General features: G+C 68.9%; 17 protein-coding genes. 8 read left to right on the forward strand and 9 right to left on the reverse strand.

The genetic code is table 11. The annotated features are described in order from the left end of the window. Positions 1-10 precede the first annotated feature (10 nt). The 5 genes from I1A62_RS38300 to I1A62_RS38320 form a co-directional block, all read right to left on the reverse strand. The gene (locus I1A62_RS38300) at positions 11-1372 is read right to left on the reverse strand and encodes an NAD(P)/FAD-dependent oxidoreductase (protein WP_219457493.1); all 1362 of its coding nucleotides are present in this window, start codon (positions 1370-1372) and stop codon (positions 11-13) included. A 53-nt stretch (positions 1373-1425) separates the two neighbouring features. Continuing rightward, entirely contained in the window at positions 1426-4602 is a 3177-nt protein-coding gene (locus I1A62_RS38305) for an NAD-glutamate dehydrogenase domain-containing protein (RefSeq protein WP_219457495.1), read from the reverse strand. Between the two features lie 149 nt (positions 4603-4751). Next, a complete protein-coding gene (locus I1A62_RS38310; protein WP_219461663.1) occupies positions 4752-5915 on the reverse strand; it encodes an MFS transporter in 1164 nt (387 codons plus the stop codon). A gap of 1 nt (position 5916) precedes the next feature. Next, complete coding sequence (locus I1A62_RS38315; RefSeq protein WP_124389222.1) at positions 5917-6381, reverse strand: hypothetical protein; 465 nt, start codon at positions 6379-6381, stop codon at positions 5917-5919. A gap of 14 nt (positions 6382-6395) precedes the next feature. Next, positions 6396-7325: an AEC family transporter gene (locus tag I1A62_RS38320; RefSeq protein ID WP_124389223.1), complete on the reverse strand. Its 930-nt coding sequence runs from the start codon at positions 7323-7325 to the stop codon at positions 6396-6398. A 141-nt stretch (positions 7326-7466) separates the two neighbouring features. Between I1A62_RS38320 and I1A62_RS38325 the strand changes: the two genes are divergently transcribed. The 3 genes from I1A62_RS38325 to I1A62_RS38335 all read left to right on the forward strand — a co-directional run bounded on the left by I1A62_RS38325 (position 7467) and on the right by I1A62_RS38335 (position 9710). Next, positions 7467-8519, forward strand: coding sequence for a serine hydrolase (locus I1A62_RS38325; protein ID WP_219457497.1), 1053 nt, complete (start codon positions 7467-7469; stop codon positions 8517-8519). Positions 8520-8658: 139 nt separating this feature from the next. After that, positions 8659-9048, forward strand: coding sequence for a DUF6153 family protein (locus tag I1A62_RS38330; protein ID WP_257890650.1), 390 nt, complete (start codon positions 8659-8661; stop codon positions 9046-9048). Positions 9049-9119: 71 nt separating this feature from the next. Then, positions 9120-9710: a DUF305 domain-containing protein gene (locus tag I1A62_RS38335; protein WP_219457500.1), complete on the forward strand. Its 591-nt coding sequence runs from the start codon at positions 9120-9122 to the stop codon at positions 9708-9710. Between the two features lie 60 nt (positions 9711-9770). Here I1A62_RS38335 and rpsR read toward each other — a convergent pair whose 3' ends face one another. From rpsR to rpmB, 4 genes are read right to left on the reverse strand one after another with little or no spacing between them, the layout of a single operon-like run. Then, positions 9771-10025 (reverse strand): 30S ribosomal protein S18, encoded by a 255-nt coding sequence (rpsR, locus tag I1A62_RS38340; protein ID WP_005238639.1) that lies wholly within the window; start codon positions 10023-10025, stop codon positions 9771-9773. A 9-nt stretch (positions 10026-10034) separates the two neighbouring features. Then, positions 10035-10340: a 30S ribosomal protein S14 gene (gene rpsN / locus I1A62_RS38345; RefSeq protein ID WP_087558673.1), complete on the reverse strand. Its 306-nt coding sequence runs from the start codon at positions 10338-10340 to the stop codon at positions 10035-10037. 12 nt (positions 10341-10352) lie between these two features. Next, positions 10353-10520: a 50S ribosomal protein L33 gene (gene rpmG, locus I1A62_RS38350; RefSeq protein ID WP_005238642.1), complete on the reverse strand. Its 168-nt coding sequence runs from the start codon at positions 10518-10520 to the stop codon at positions 10353-10355. Then, a complete protein-coding gene (gene rpmB, locus I1A62_RS38355) occupies positions 10520-10756 on the reverse strand; it encodes a 50S ribosomal protein L28 (RefSeq protein WP_124389227.1) in 237 nt (78 codons plus the stop codon). The genes rpmG and rpmB overlap by 1 nt, the downstream gene beginning before the upstream one ends. A 97-nt stretch (positions 10757-10853) precedes the next feature. Here rpmB and mrf point away from each other — a divergent pair, with 97 nt between their 5' ends. From mrf to I1A62_RS38380, 5 genes are all read left to right on the forward strand, one after another. Continuing rightward, positions 10854-12119 (forward strand): ribosome hibernation factor-recruiting GTPase MRF, encoded by a 1266-nt coding sequence (gene mrf / locus I1A62_RS38360; RefSeq protein WP_124389228.1) that lies wholly within the window; start codon positions 10854-10856, stop codon positions 12117-12119. Then, on the forward strand, positions 12116-12370 hold the full coding sequence (locus I1A62_RS38365; protein WP_015889426.1) for a type B 50S ribosomal protein L31: 255 nt from the start codon (positions 12116-12118) through the stop codon (positions 12368-12370). Before mrf ends, I1A62_RS38365 begins: the two co-directional genes overlap by 4 nt. 68 nt (positions 12371-12438) lie before the next feature. Beyond that, the gene (locus I1A62_RS38370; protein ID WP_124389230.1) at positions 12439-13047 is read left to right on the forward strand and encodes a trimeric intracellular cation channel family protein; all 609 of its coding nucleotides are present in this window, start codon (positions 12439-12441) and stop codon (positions 13045-13047) included. A 68-nt stretch (positions 13048-13115) separates the two neighbouring features. Continuing rightward, positions 13116-13802 (forward strand): response regulator transcription factor, encoded by a 687-nt coding sequence (locus tag I1A62_RS38375; RefSeq protein WP_087562455.1) that lies wholly within the window; start codon positions 13116-13118, stop codon positions 13800-13802. Then, positions 13802-15280 (forward strand): HAMP domain-containing sensor histidine kinase, encoded by a 1479-nt coding sequence (locus I1A62_RS38380; RefSeq protein ID WP_219457501.1) that lies wholly within the window; start codon positions 13802-13804, stop codon positions 15278-15280. Before I1A62_RS38375 ends, I1A62_RS38380 begins: the two co-directional genes overlap by 1 nt. The last annotated feature ends 110 nt before the right edge of the window (positions 15281-15390 follow it).

Raw genomic sequence — 15390 nt, forward strand, 5'->3', positions numbered from 1 at the left:
TCGGACGGGATTACTTTCCGAGGCGGGCGACGATGTCCGCGGCGGTGCGCTGACCCATCCGGACGGCGCCGTCCACGTGCTGGTAGCCCTCGGCGGCGATGTCCGAGCAGGAGAAGTGGAACGGTCCGACCGGCGTCCGCGTGTCCTTGCCGTACCGGTGCAGGCCACCGAGGTCGAAGCTCGCGGCGTACGCGCCCCGGGTCCATTCCTCGGAGCCCCAGTCGGACTCGTAGTACACCACCGGCTCGGCGGCCTTCGGCCCGAGGTAGCGGGCGAGGGAGCCGAGGATGGTGGCGCGGCGCTCCTCCTCGCTCAGTGCGAACATCGCGTCGGCCTTCTCGTCCGACACGAATGCGACGAGGGTGCCGCGGGTGTCCTCGTGGTTGGTGTTGTCGTACACCTCCTGTACGACCTCGGAGGCGCCGAATCCGGTGCCGGACAAGCCGTCCGCCCGCCAGAACGGGGTCTCGTACACGGCGTGCACCTTGATGACGAGTCCCAGCGACTGGTGCTGGTGCATCTGGTGCTGGCGGCGCGGCAGCGGCGGATCGTAGGAGATGCGGGAGTACAGGTTCGGCGGGACGGCGAGGATCACGCGGGAGGCCTCCACGCGAATGTCCCCGTCCGCCAGCACGACTGCGCCGTCCTCGCTCCACCGGACGGTGCGCACGGGGGCGTTGAGGAAGACGTCGTCGCCGAGGGCGGCCGCCATCCGGATCGACACCTGCTGCATACCGCCGATGACCCGCTTGTCGAGGATGAAGTCCTCGTCCACCAGGTGCGAGAACGATCCGGCCGACGCGGCCATCAGCACCGCCTGCAGCGCGGAGAACGAGTGCGCCGGCTTGGTCAGCATGCCGCCGGCGATGAACAGGCCGATGTTGTCGCGAGCCTCGGCGTCGTCGGACTGCTCGATCAGCCAGTGCTTGAACGAGATCGTGTCCAGTTCGCGGGCCAGCGGATGCGCCCAGGGCTCCTCGGCCCCGATCTGCGCGGCGAGGTCGTCGAGGATCTGGACCAGGCGGTCCATCTCCTTGCGGGTGGTCTCGTCGACGGGGAACGACTCACCGGTGTAGCGGGTGCGGTCGCCTGCGGCCGAGATGTAGACGGATTCGCCCTCGCGGTACCGGTCGAACGTCTCCAGGCCGAGTTCGTCGAGCAGCGAGATCAGCGCCGTCTGGTCGGGGGAGACCCACTGACCGCCGATCTCGAGCATCGCGCCGTCGATGGTGTCGGTCCAGGTGCGGCCTCCGACGCGGCCGCGCGCCTCCAGGACGGCGACGGACAACCCCGCCTTACGCAGCGCCGTCGCTGCGGCCAGGCCGGACGGGCCTGCGCCGACGATGGCGACATCACGTTGGAGAGTAGGCACTTTCGAGCTCCTTTGGTTGAAGTGCTGATCGGTTCGTGAAAGGTGGTTCGGGTTCAGCAGCGGGTCAGCGCGAGCGACAGTTCGGCGTCGATGACGCAGATGCTCGAGTTGTCCACGCGGTCGAGGCTGCGCAGTTCGCCGAGCATCTGTGCCAGGCGGTCCGCGGCGGTGGTGTGTTCGGTGAGCCAGTGGGCGACGGCGTCGGCGGCGGTCGTCGCGGGCGAGGCGCCGCGCAGGACGAGCCCGATCAGGCCGTGCCAGTGCTCCTGGAGGTTGTCGACGAGCACGGCCCCCGCCATCGCCTCCCAGTAGGCGGTCCCGGTCTCGCCGACGGAGAACCGTTCCGACAGCCAGTCGAGGCCCACCACGCGGCCGAATTCGCGGTACGTCTCGGCCACCTGGGTGATCGGCACGTCCAGCGACTGGGCGGTGGTCTCCAGCGCGAAGGCCTGTGCCAGGATCCGCAGCGTGCTCAGGTCCTGGGCGGGCGCACCGGTGAGGCCGGGAAGGGCGGCCGCGAGTTCCTGGACCGGTTTCGCGAAACGCTCGATCAGTTCCTGCGCATCCGTGCCACGGTGCCGCAGCAGCCACGACGTGGTGCGCTCGATCAGGTCCTGGATGCCGAAGTGCAGGTTCAGCCGGGTCCGGTGCGACGCGCCGGGCAGCGTGAGGACCTCGTTCCACAGGCGGTCGATGTCGAATACCTGCCGGACGACGGCGTACGCGACGGTGATCTCGGGGGTGCCGACGCCGAGTCGCTCCTCCAGTCGGTGGATCAGGCCCGGTCCGACGCGGTCGATCATGTCGCCCGCCACGATGACGGCCACGATCTCCCGGGCGAGCCGGTGACCGCTGATCTGGCGGGGGACGCGTTCGCGGATGGGGGCCGGGAAGTAGTCGGCGAGCACACCGTCGAACACCGCGAAGTCGAGCACGGGGGAGGCGAGCAGTTCGGTGACGACGAGGTTCTTCGACTGCGCGAGCAGGACGGCGATCTCCGGCCGGACCAGTCCGTTGCCTGCGCGGTGCCGCGCCGACAATTCCGCCGCCGACGGCAGGACCTCCGCGGCCCGGCTGATGCCGGCGTCCCGCTCGAGGTTCTCGATCAGCCGCTCGTGGCGTCCGAGCAGGAACGGGGCGTGGACCTCGGCCAGGCTGATGGCGAGGGTCTGGGAGGCGGCGTCGGCGAGCACCGATTCGCCGATCTCGTCCTGGACCCGGGCGAGCAGCGTGTTCCGTTCCGCCGCGGGGAGTTCGCCGACCGCGACGGCCGCGTCCAGCGCGACCTTCAGGTTCACCTCCCGATCGGAAGTGGCGACGCCGGTGGCGTTGTCGATGAAGTCGGCGTTGATCCGGCCGCCGTTCAGCGCGTACTCGATCCGGGCGCGCTGGGTGAGACCGAGGTTGCCGCCCTCGCCGATCACCGCGGCGCGCACATCGCTCGCCGCCACGCGGACGGCGTCGTTGGCCGGGTCGGCCGCGTCGGCGTGCCCCTCGGTGGACGCCTTCACGTACGTGCCGATTCCGCCGTTCCACAACAGGTCCACGTCCGCGGTGAGCAGCGCCTTCACCACCTCGTGCGGGGGAAGTTCGGTCGCGGTCACGCCGAGACGTTCACGCACCTGCGGCGACAGCGGGATCTTCTTCGCGGTCCGCGGCCACACACCGCCACCCGCCGAGACGAGGCTGCGGTCGTAGTCGTCCCAGCTGCTGCCGGGCACCGCTGCGAGGCGCTCGCGCTCGCGGTAGGACGCCTCGGAATCCGGTTCCGGATCGAGGAAGATGTGCCGGTGGTCGAACGCGCCGACCAACCGGATGGCGCGGCTGAGCAGCATGCCGTTGCCGAACACGTCCCCGGACATGTCGCCGATGCCGACCACGGTGAACGCGTCCGTGTCGACGTTCTTGCCCATCTCCGCGAAATGCCTGCGCACCGACACCCATCCGCCGCGCGCCGTGATGCCCATCGCCTTGTGGTCGTAGCCGGCGGACCCGCCGGACGCGAACGCGTCACCCAGCCAGAACCCGCGTCGCGTCGCGATGCTGTTGGCCAGATCGGAGAACCGGGCCGTGCCCTTGTCGGCCGCCACCACCAGATACGGGTCGGACTCGTCGTAGATCACCGTGTCGCGGGGATGCACGACCTCGCCGTCGACGATGTCGTCGGTGACGTCGAGCAGTCCGTCGATGAAACTCGTGTACGCCGCGCGGACCGCGTCCGGGGTCGTCTCGGTGCGTACCACGAACGCGCCCTTCGCGCCCATCGGGACGATCAGCGAATTCTTCACGTGCTGCGTCTTCATCAGACCCAGCACCTCGGTGCGGAAGTCGTCCTTGCGGTCCGACCAGCGCAGGCCGCCGCGGGACACCGGACCGCTGCGGACGTGGCTGCCCTCGACGATCGGCGAGTGCACGAAGATCTCACGGTACGGCGTCACGGCCGCGGACAGCGACAGCATCGACGGGTCGATCTTGAAGGCCGCGGGGGCGGCGCTGATCGTGCGGTCGTGGCGGAACCAGTTGGTGCGCAACACCGCCGAGGTGAACGACAGCAGTCCGCGGAGCAGCCGGTCCTCGTCCATTGTCGCGGTGCGGTCGATCGCGGCGAGCAGCACCCGCTCGGCGTCCGCCGCGGCGCTCTCACGGTCGGAGCCGGCGACGGCGGGATCGAACCGGGCGGTGAACAGGTCGCGGAATCCGCGCACGAAATCGTTGTGCCGCAAAAGGATCGCGACGATGTTGGGTTCCGACAGTCCCAGCCCCACCTGCCGGAGGTACCGGCACGCCGCCCGGACCAGGACGGCGTCCGTCCACGTCAGGTTCGCGGCGGCGACGAGGCGGGTGAAACCGTCGACCTCCAGATGTCCGGCGGCCGCGGCCTCGAACGCGTCGGAGAGCAGACCGGGAGTTGCGGCGTCCCAGGCGAAGTCGCCGGTGCTGAAGTCGAACCGGTGGACCAGCGGGCTGCCGGGCTCGCCGTCGGGCAGCTGCTCGTGGGACGCCACCCGCAACCCGAGGTCGGCGAACAACGCGACCAGCTCCGCGAGCAGCGGGGTGCCCTGCGGCCACACCATGACGGCGGCCGGCTCGGGCCGTGCATCCGCGGTGTCGACGAAACGCAGCCGCGGGGTGGTACCTCCGGACGCCAGGACCGCGCTCGACACGGCGGCCTCGTCCCGGCGTGGACCGGGTGTGTCGGTCGTGCTCGGAATGACACCGGTATAGCTCATCGTGTGGCTCCTGACCCCTGATCTGACAAACGCGTGACTGGGAACCAGTGTGTCGACGAGAGACGCACGCCACATCCGACGAAGTGGAGCGTCGTGTGTCGGTGGGCGCGACGTTTCGGCACCCGTGAGTACTTCTTAACCGCCGGCGGTTAAGAAGTACTCACGGCTCGCCAGGTCGACACCGCCGCGGTGCCGAGCAGGCCGCCGGTGATCACGAAGATCGACGACGTGCCCGCGACCCCCGCCGCGGCGCCCGCGGCCAGCGGGATCAGGACCTGCCCGAGCCGGTTGCCGGTCAGCCGCAGAGACAACGCGGCGGCCCGGTTGGCGGCGGTGACGAGCCCGGCCACCCACGTCATGGTCAGGGGTTGGCCTATGCCCCAGAAGAATCCGGCGACGACGAGCAGCAGTGCCATGACGGCCGGGTCGGGGACGAACGGCAGCAGGGCGGTGGGCAGCGCCGAGCACAGCGTCGCGGAGACCAGCAGCCTCGACCGCGGTACCCGGGTGAGCAGCCACGGCAGGAACGCGCGCGACACGATCGACGCCGCGGTGCGCGCGGTCAGCAGCAACGTCACCAACAGCACGCTGAAACCGAACTCGTGCCCGAGGACGGGGAGGTACGCGACGACGACGTCGACCGACGCCAGCACGATCAGGCTGCTGAACACGGCCGGCCGCATCCCCGTCGTCGCGATCATGCTGAACACGGACTGCCGGTCGCCGGGCGACGGTGGTCCCGCCGGCTGTGGGCGTTCGCGAATCGGCCAGGCGAACGGGACCGCGGCAAGCGCCACCACACCCATCACCGTCAACGCCAGGGTGGTCTCGACGACGCCGCCGTCCGAGCTTCCCGCCGCAATCACACCGACCAGCGGCACCCCGACGGCCTGGCCGATCGAGACGCCGAGCGTCAATCCGGCGAAACCGCGGTCCAGTTCACCCGGTGGGGAGAGGAGCGTGATGAACCCCTGCCCGGCGACGGTCACGAGGATCTGCCCGAACCCGAGGATCACGTTCTCCAGTCCGAGGACGATCAGGTCGCCGCTGACGGCGATCACCAGGACGCCGAGGGAAGTCAGCAGCACACCCGTCCGCAGGACCGCGGCCGCATGCCGGCGGTCCACGGCGCGTCCGATCCGGACGGCCACGAGCAGCGGCGCCAGCGAGAACAGCGCGGTGACGACGCCGATCGTGACGGCGTCGCCGCCGAGAGCGAGGACGCGGTAGGAGACGAGAACACGGACGGCGTGATAGACGGCCTGGAGGAGAGCAGTGGCAACGCAGACGTTGAGGAACCAGTGCTTCACCAGGTCAACCGTTGATCACCTGACGATGGCCGAGCGGCGCCTGCAACTGGACCTCGAGGGTGCCGAACACGGCGACGAGGATGCACATCTTGTCGGCCGCCTCCGGGAGGGTGCCGGTGCGCAGCGAGATCGTCACGGTGGTGTCGGTCTCCGTGACTGCCGCGTCGGCGCCGTAACACTCCGGGGTTCCGGTGACGAAGTGGATCGCCACCTTGTTGCCGTCCGCGCGGGACCACGACTCGAACGGCGTCGGATTCGCGCGGACGATGTCGGGCCGCGGTTCGAAGACGGTGCCGAAGTCCTCGCCGGGCACTTCGGAGGGAATGGGCATCCCCGACGACGGATTGGTCGGGCTGGGATCCACTGCGGACGCGATCTCCGGGGGAATCGTCGGTTCGTCGGTGCTCGAACCGGACCCGCATCCGGCGACGGCGAGGCAGGCCAGCACTGCGAGGGCGATTACGCGCATAAGCCACGGTAACCTCATCCCGCGAGCAGGCCGGAGACCAGCGCAATCCCCGGAATCGCAGCCAGTGTCGTGACGAACGCGGTGTCCCGGGCCAGGACCGTTCCCACCCCGTACCGGCTGGCGTAGACGAAGACGTTCTGCGCCGTCGGCAGCGTCGCCACCACCACGATGGCGAACAGTTCGTGGCCGTCCAGCCCGAGCAGATAGCGCGCCATCACGTAGGCCAGCACCGGTTGCACGACGATCTTGAGCACCGACGCCAGCGCGACGTCGCGACGCGGACTCGTCCCCTTCTCCAGCACCCGCACCCCGTACAGCGAGATGCCGAACGCGAGCAGCGCACCCGGCACCGACGCGCCACCCATGAGCCGGAACGGCTGCATCAGGGCCTCCGGAGGGGTCCAGCCGAGCAAGGCGATCAGCAGTCCCGCCGCGCCGGCCACGACGATCGGGTTCTTGAACGGCGCGGTGATCGTGTCGAGTCGCGACGCGCCGCGCCGGAGTGTGGTGACGTCGAGGATGGTGAGGGCGATGGGGGAGTACGCGATGATCTGGAACAGCAGCAGCGGCGCCACGAACGAGGCGTCCCCGAGCACGAACACCGCGATGGGAATGCCCAGATTCGCGGAGTTCACATACGAGGACGACAGCGCGCCGATGGTGAGTTCCGGAAGGGACCTGCGTAGCCACACCCTCGCGACGACCATGTACAGTGCGCCGACCGTCAATGCCGTGACAGCCGCGACGGCCAGTGTGGGCGAGAAGATCACGGAGAGGTCGGACGATGCGAGCGATTCGAACAGCAGCGCCGGCGTGGCGACGAAGAACACCAGCCTGCCCAGGACGGATTCGCCCTCCGCGCCCAGCGTCCCGCGCCGGCCGAGAATGTAGCCGATCGCGATGATCACGAATATGACGGTGAATCCCGCAACAACTCCCGACACGCTGCGGGGCACCTCCTCGACAGGGATGCCACCTGTCGGCAAACCTTCCGAAGTCTAGTGCCAGGGGTTCGGGTGAGTGACAATAGCGTCCGGTCGGGGACATCGTCTGTGTGCGCGTTCCATCGCGCTCGAGGAGTCGCAATGCTGCGTCGAACGACCGTTCTCTGCGCGCTGTTCTGCGCGTGGACCCTTGCCTGGGGTGCCGCTCCCGTGGCGTCGGCGCTGGCCCCGCCGTCGAGCGGGGATCCGGCGCTGATCGCGCTCGCCGGGCAGGTCCTCGGGCGCAGCTACCGGGAGAACGCGAGCGTCGCGTATATCGACTCCTCCGGCACCCGGTTCGCGAACTTCGGGGCCACCGAGGACACCGACTACGAGATCGGTTCCGTCACCAAGACGTTCACCGCGGCGCTGTTCGTCGACGCCGTCGCCCGGGGCGAGGTGCGGGAGGACACGAAAGTCGCGGACGTGCTGCCGCTGCAGGGCGCGCCGGTCGGCGACGTGACGTTGCTCGAACTGGCGTCCCACACGTCCGGGCTGGCGCAGTTCCCGATGAGCACGGACACCGTGGTCGCCGTCGGACACTGGGTGGTCGCGTCCAACCCGTTCACGTACGACCCGGACACCCTGCTGGAGCAACTGCGGTCGGCGCCGCTCACCACCCGCGGCAGCTACTCCTACTCGACCGTCGGCTTCGCGCTGCTCGGGCAGGCCCTGGCCGCGGCCGCGCACACCGACTACCCGTCGCTGCTTCGCGAGCGCATGCTCGTCCCGCTCGGACTGTCGCAGTCGTGGATGCCGCTCACCGACGCCGACCTGCCGGCGAACGTCACCCGCGGATTCGACGTCCTGCACCGGTCGCAGGACCCGTGGCCGCTGGACGCTTACGCGCCGGCCGGCGGGTTGCGGTCCACGGCGAAGGACATGTCGACGTATGTCCGGGCCCTGCTCGACGGCACGGTCCCGGGCGGCACGGCCATGGACCCGCGGTGGGTCGGCGCCAACTACCGGGCGCTGACGTGGTCGATCGTCCCGTTCGAAGGTCGGGACTACACGCTGCACGGCGGCGCGACGGGCGGCTTCCAGTGCACCGTCGTTCTCGACCGGGAGAACGACCGCGGGCTCGTCATCCTCACCGACACGATCGGCGGCCTCGAGCAGCAGGGTCTGGAGATTCTCGCGCACACCCCCATGTGAGTGCGAAAGCGTCCCCCGGCACACTTTGCCACTCACCTGCCCGACGTCCCCCCACGTGAGTGACAAAGTGTCCTTGGGCACGCATTGCCACTCACCTGGGCGAGTACCCCCGCCGGGTATGTCCGGTTACAGTGGGGCTGTGGAGACGGCAACCGGGCGGAGGCGCATGCTCGTGGCGCGTGCCGCGTTGCTGATCGCCGTCGCCGCCGGGGTGCTCCTCATGCACAGCCTGATCGCGCCGACCGCGATCGCCGCGGTGCACGAACAACCCTCGGCCACCGCGACCCACGGCGAGGACCCCCACGGATGCGGCGGGGACGGTTGCGGGCAAGTCCATCTCACCGGCCACCAGTGTGCCGGTGTGATCGTGGTGATCGCCGCGCTGACGTCGGCGATGCTGCTGTGGTGGCAGTCCGCGAATCCCTCGGCGCGACGGTCGCGGGTGAGCGCCGACCGTGCGCAGTCGGGTCGTGGCCCACCGCCGTGGACGGTGTTGTCGTTGGCGGAACTCTCGATTCTGCGGGTGTGACAGGGAGTCCGGGGCGTGTGCCCCGGCGGATCCAACTGTCAACTACCGAAATTGATCCCGAGGAGTACCTCATGCGTACCACCACAGCCCTGATCTCCGCCGCGGCGGCCGCCGCCCTCGTCCTGACCGGGTGCAGCACCGACTCGGCCGGCACCTCGACGACGTCCGGTGCGACGACGTCCGCGGCCCAATCGCAGGCGCAGTTCAACGACGCCGACATCGCGTTCCTGAACGGGATGTACCCGCACCACGCCCAGGCGGTGGAGATGGCCGACCTGGTCGCCGGCCGCACCGACAACGCCGACGTGGTCGCTCTCGCCGCCGCGATCAAGGCGGCGCAGCAACCGGAGATGGACCGGATGACCGACTGGCTCCAGCAGTGGGGACAACCGGTTCCGGCGTCCGACACGTCCGGCATGCACGGCATGAATCACGGCGACGGAATGATGTCGGCCGATCAGTTGGACGCCCTGACGGCACTGTCGGGCGCCGAATTCGACCGGCAATGGCTGACCATGATGATCGAGCACCACGAGGGCGCGATCGAGATGGCGAATGCCGAACTCGCCGACGGTGAGAATCCGGATGTCAAGCAGATGGCCACCGACATCGTGACCGCCCAGCAGAGGGAGATCGCCGACATGCGGGCCGCGCTCGGCTGACCGGAATGACGAAAGGCCCCGTAATCCGAGGATTACGGGGCCTTTTCGGTGCCTTGCGAGTTACCGGCTCGTGAAGGGCAGCAGAGCCATCTCGCGAGCGTTCTTGACGGCGACGGCAACCTGACGCTGCTGCTGCGGGGTCAGGCCCGTGACGCGGCGGCTACGGATCTTGCCGCGGTCCGAGATGAACGTGCGGAGGAGGTTGATGTCCTTGTAATCGACGTACTCGATCTTGGCCGCGAACAACGGGTTCTTCTTGGGCTTGCGGCCCTCGACGGGACGCGGCTTCTTCGACGGTGCTCTCTTGACTGCCATCTTCTTCCTTTACCAGCTCGACTTGTGGACGCCTGGCAGCTCCCCGCGGTGCGCCATCTCGCGAACACGCACGCGAGAGAGCCCGAACTTCCTCAGGTGGCCGCGCGGACGTCCATCCGCAGCGTCTCGATTGCGCAATCGTACCGGACTCGCGTCGCGGGGCAGACGCTGCAGTGCCGCCCGGGCCTCGGCGCGCTCGTCTGCGCTGCTCGACGGACGGCGGATGGTCTCCTTCAGCTCCGCGCGGCGCTCGGCCCAGCGCGCCACGACGATCTTGCGTTGCTCGTTCTTCGCGATCTTCGACTTCTTTGCCATGGGCGGTGTCTTCTACTTCTCTTCTCGGAAATCGACGTGCTTCCGCACGACCGGGTCGTACTTCTTCATCACCAGACGGTCCGGGTCGTTGCGGCGGTTCTTGCGGGTCACGTACGTGTATCCGGTGCCCGCCGTCGACTTCAGTTTCACGATCGGGCGGATCTCGTTGCGGGCGGCCATCAGACCTTCTCCCCGCGGGCCCGGATCCGGGCGACGACGGCTTCGATGCCGTCCCGGTCGACGGTCTTGATGCCCTTCGCGGAGAGCGTGAGGGTGATCCGCCTGCCCTCGCTGGGCAGGAGATACGTCTTCTTCTGGATGTTCGGATCCCAGCGCCGGTTGGTGCGCTTGTGGGAGTGCGACACGGACTTGCCGAATCCTGGCTGGCGTCCGGTCACCTGGCAGTGCGCCGACATGGGCGTTCCTCTCTGCCCTCTGCGACAACTACGCGAGAGGGTGATGACAATCATTTTCGACAACGGCGGAATTCCAATGTAGCGTTCGGGCCACATAATGACAATCGTTATCGAAAGGGTGCGCGTGAACGAGATACTCGACGGCCGGACGCCGCTGATCCTGGTATCCGGCTGGAACGGCCCCACCGAGGGCGTGGCGCGCTCGCTGCTCCGCGACGGCACCGTCGTCGTGCATCACGACCTCGACCTCGTGCACGAAGGCGTCGTGCGACGCACCGTCACCACCCTGGAGTCGGGTGCGCCGCGCGAGCGCCTCCGCATCCTCGAACTGGCACACGGCTGCATTTCCTGCACGCTGCGCGAGGACCTCCTCCCGCTGATCCGCCGCCTGCACACCCGCAGTTCGGTGCAGCGCATCGTGTTGCACCTCGACCGCAGGCTCGAACCCGAGGCCGTCTGCTGGGCGGTCGAGCACGTGTCGGTGTCCGGTGTGGTCGGGCAGATCGACGGTCCGGCGTCGCGGGACGTGCGCGTCGACAGCGTCGTCACCTGCCTCGACGCGGGGTCGTGGCTGGCCGACGCCACCGGCGACGACGCGCTGGACGACGACCGCACCGTGGCGCAGGTCGCGGTCGGGCAGGTGGATTTCGCCGACGCCCTCGTCGTCTCGGGCAGCGCGGGCGACGGCTGGCAGCAGGCAAGGCTCCACGCCGTCCTGGCCCGGCTCGCACCGGGCGCACCGATCAGCTGGGGCGGGGACACCCCCGACGTCGAGCGACTGCTCCTCGACATTCCGGCCGGCGCGCGACGCGGTGAGCCGTCCCATGCCCACTCACCGCTGCTGCGCGGGCAGCCGCCGCTGTCCCACGACTGCGGCGTGATGCTCGTCGAGTTCACCGCCACCCGGCCGTTCCACCCGGAGCGACTGCACGAGGCCGTCGACGTCCTCCTCGACGGCGTCGTCACCTCGCGCGGACGCGTGTGGGTCGCGACGCAGCCGGACGAGGCGCTGTGGCTCGAGTCGGCCGGTGGGGGACTGCGGGTGGCAGCCGCCGACCGCTGGCTGGCAGCCATGACCCCGGAGGAACAGGAACAGGTCGGGGTTGCGCGTCGTGCGATGGCCGCGCTGTGCTGGGACGAACGCTTCGGCGACCGGCACACGTCGATGGTGGTGCTGGTGCATGCCGCCGACCCCACCGAGATCGACCGCACGCTGCAGTGGGCGCTCGTCACCGACGACGAACTCGCGGACGAGGCCGGATGGCAGTCGTGGCCCGACCCGTTCGGGCACTTCCACGAAGACCCCTGCGAGAGCAGCGAATCACCCTACGCAGAACCCGAATCGAGAGAGGGACACGAATGAAACCAGGAATCCATCCCGACTACCACCCCGTGGTGTTCCAGGACGCGAGCACCGGAACCACGTTCCTCACGCGGTCGACGCTGACCAGCGACCGCACTGCCGTGTGGGAGGACGGCAACACCTATCCGCTGGTGGTCGTGGACGTGACCAGCGAATCGCACCCGTTCTGGACCGGTGCGCAGCGTGTGATGGACACCGCGGGCCGCGTCGAGAAGTTCGAGCGCCGGTACGGAGTGCGCAAGCGCCCGTGAGTACTTGTTAACCGCCCCACGTTAATAAGTACTCACGGGCCGAAGGCACGCCGTGCGAACCTTGGCGGGTGCTGCTGTACATCCTGGAACTGGTGGGCATCGCGGTGTTCGCGGCGTCGGGCGCGCTGGTGGGGGTGACGAAGCGCCTCGACATCTTCGGTGTGTGCGTGGTCGGTGTGTTCACCGCTCTGGGTGGCGGCATCGTCCGCGACGTCCTGCTGGGCATCCATCCGCCGACGTCGCTGGGTAGCTGGCCGAACCTCGGCACGTCGTTCGGCCTGTCGTTGCTGGTGTTCTTCCTGCATTCGACTGTCGGAAAACTCCGCCGGGAGATCCTGGTGCTGGACGCCCTGGGGATGGGCCTGTTCGCGAGCACGGGCGCGGTGATCGCGCTCGACCACGGGGCGAGTCCGCTGGCGTCATGCCTCATCGGCGGCACGACGGCGATCGGCGGCGGGATCCTGCGCGACGTGCTGGTGAACGAGGTCCCGTTGCTGCTGCAGCGGGACTTCTATGCGGTGCCGGCGCTGCTCGGTTCGGCGCTGGTCGTCGCGGTGAGCGAGTGGGGTTCGGGCACCGATGTGGCGCTGGTGGTGGGGACGGTGTTCGCGTCCGCGCTGCGGCTGGTGGCGTTGTGGCGGAACTGGGGGCTGCCGGGTCCGCGCGTCGTCGAGTGACGGGCGCCATCTCGTCTCGAGGTCCCCTTCTCAGACATATCTCAGTTGATCGGGCCAAACTGTCGGGTATGCGCATTTTGGTGGTCGACGACGATCGCGCCGTGAGGGAGTCCTTACGGCGGTCTCTCAGCTTCAACGGGTACTCGGTGGAACTGGCCGTCGACGGTATCGATGCCCTCGAGAAGGTCGCGAACGCGCGCCCCGACGCGCTGGTGCTCGATGTGATGATGCCGCGACTGGACGGTCTCGAGGTGTGCCGCCGGTTGCGGAGCACCGGCGACGACCTGCCGATTCTCGTCTTGACCGCGCGCGACTCCGTGTCGGAGCGGGTGTCGGGCCTCGACGCCGGAGCCGACGACTACCTGCCGAAACCGTTCGCCCTCGAGGAGTTGCTGGCACGGTTGCGTGCGCTGCTGCGCCGCGCCGCCCCGGAGCCGGGCATCGATTCGGAGAAGATGACGTTCGAGGACCTCACGCTCGACCCGGTCACCCGCGAGGTGACGCGTGGCGAGCGGTCCATCAGCCTCACCCGCACCGAGTTCTCGCTCCTCGAGATGCTGATGGCCAACCCGCGCCGGGTGCTGACCCGCGGCCGCATCCTCGAGGAGGTGTGGGGTTACGACTTCCCGACGTCCGGCAACGCGCTCGAGGTGTACATCGGGTATCTGCGCCGCAAGACGGAGGCGGACGGCGAGACCCGCCTGCTGCATACCGTCCGCGGGGTCGGCTACGTGCTGCGGGAGACTCCTCCGTGATGGCTGTTCCGTTCCACAGAACTGCCCCCAAGTCGGGGTCGGCGAAGCACGACACGCACCCTATTTCGCGGCACCCCACAGGACCGATCCCGTTACCGCCCGAGATGCGGCCTCCGATGCCGTTGACGCGGTCGGTCTCGTTGCGGTGGCGGGTGACGCTGCTCGCCGCGTCCGTGGTGGCCATCGCGGTGGCGGTGATGGCCATTGCAGCCTACGCCGTGGTGTCGCGGGCCCTGTACGCCGACGTCGACAACCAGCTGCGGAACCGCGCGTCGGCGCTGATCGACAGCAACCTCGTGACGTTCGATCCGCGCTACATCGCGGGCGCGACGCTGTACACGACGGACATCAGTGTGGCGCTGGTCTTTCCGGACCTCGACACGTACACGCCACCGGGTTCCAATGTGCCGATCGGCGAGCCGGAATTGTCGGTGGCGCGCGGCGAGCAGGAAACGTCCCTGCGCACCGCCGACAATCAGCGGGTGCTGGCCGAGCGCACCCAGGACGGCAGCACGCTGGTGATCGCCCAGCGGCTCGCGCCGACGGGGGCGGTGCTCGACCGGCTGGCCTGGGTGCTGTTCATCGTCGGCGGGTGCGGGGTGGTCCTCGCGGCCGCCGCCGGAACGACGGTGGGACGCACCGGTCTGCGTCCGATCGCCCGGCTCACCGCCGCCACGGAACGGGTGGCCCGCACCGACGACCTGACACCGATGCCGGTGACGGGCAACGACGAACTCGCACGGCTCACCGAAAGTTTCAACACCATGCTGAGGGCGCTCGCGGAATCGCGGGAGCGGCAGAGCAGGCTCGTCGCCGACGCGGGACACGAACTGCGGACGCCGCTCACGTCGCTGCGCACCAACATGGAGTTGCTGATCGCGTCGAGTCGTCCTGGTGCGCCGCACATTCCGGACGAGGACATGGCCGAACTGCGCACCGACGTGGTGGCGCAGATCGAGGAACTCTCGCAGCTGGTGGGCGACCTCGTCGACCTCGCCCGCGAGGACGCACCGGAAACTGTCTTCGAGAGAGTCGATCTCAGCGAAGTGGTGGACCGCAGCCTCGAGCGCGCGCGACGCAGGCGCAACGAGATCGACTTCACCGCCGTCACCGTTCCCTGGTTCGTCTACGGCGACCACGCGGGATTGTCGCGGGCGGTGCTGAACGTCCTGGACAACGCGGCCAAGTGGAGTCCGACCGGTGAGCAGGTGCGGGTGGCGATGAGACCGGCAGGCGACGGACTGCTCGAGCTGACGGTCGACGACGCGGGCCCGGGTATTCCGGAGGAGGACCGGGAGTTGGTGTTCGACCGCTTCTACCGGTCCACGGCGTCACGCTCGATGCCCGGTTCGGGGCTGGGGCTGGCGATCGTCCGGCAGGTGGTCGTCAAGCACGGCGGCACGATCGCGGTGGACGTCTCCGAACGGGGCGGTGCGCTCATCCGCATCGTCCTTCCGGGGGAACCCGAAGCGGAATAGGCTCGAAGCTCGAGGTCTCGGCTAACTCAAAGGCCGGTCTCAGGACCCTCTCAGTCCCACCGGGCACTCTCGTAGACAGAGACGGTGCGACTGCCCCTGCGGGTGGTCGC

This window comes from Rhodococcus sp. USK10, from assembly GCF_019378875.1.
GTDB lineage: Bacteria > Actinomycetota > Actinomycetes > Mycobacteriales > Mycobacteriaceae > Rhodococcus_F > Rhodococcus_F pseudokoreensis.

Bases quoted from the DNA above. Each gene is read 5' to 3' on its own strand.
- I1A62_RS38305 (WP_219457495.1), bottom strand. From the start codon at position 4,602: ATGAGCTATACCGGTGTCATTCCGAGCACGACCGACACACCCGGTCCA.
- I1A62_RS38315 (WP_124389222.1), bottom strand. From the start codon at position 6,381: ATGCGCGTAATCGCCCTCGCAGTGCTGGCCTGCCTCGCCGTCGCCGGA.
- I1A62_RS38325 (WP_219457497.1), top strand. From the start codon at position 7,467: ATGCTGCGTCGAACGACCGTTCTCTGCGCGCTGTTCTGCGCGTGGACC.
- I1A62_RS38335 (WP_219457500.1), top strand. From the start codon at position 9,120: ATGCGTACCACCACAGCCCTGATCTCCGCCGCGGCGGCCGCCGCCCTC.
- rpsR (WP_005238639.1), bottom strand. From the start codon at position 10,025: ATGGCAGTCAAGAGAGCACCGTCGAAGAAGCCGCGTCCCGTCGAGGGC.
- rpsN (WP_087558673.1), bottom strand. From the start codon at position 10,340: ATGGCAAAGAAGTCGAAGATCGCGAAGAACGAGCAACGCAAGATCGTC.
- rpmG (WP_005238642.1), bottom strand. From the start codon at position 10,520: ATGGCCGCCCGCAACGAGATCCGCCCGATCGTGAAACTGAAGTCGACG.
- rpmB (WP_124389227.1), bottom strand. From the start codon at position 10,756: ATGTCGGCGCACTGCCAGGTGACCGGACGCCAGCCAGGATTCGGCAAG.
- mrf (WP_124389228.1), top strand. From the start codon at position 10,854: ATGACAATCGTTATCGAAAGGGTGCGCGTGAACGAGATACTCGACGGC.
- I1A62_RS38365 (WP_015889426.1), top strand. From the start codon at position 12,116: ATGAAACCAGGAATCCATCCCGACTACCACCCCGTGGTGTTCCAGGAC.
- I1A62_RS38375 (WP_087562455.1), top strand. From the start codon at position 13,116: ATGCGCATTTTGGTGGTCGACGACGATCGCGCCGTGAGGGAGTCCTTA.
- I1A62_RS38380 (WP_219457501.1), top strand. From the start codon at position 13,802: ATGGCTGTTCCGTTCCACAGAACTGCCCCCAAGTCGGGGTCGGCGAAG.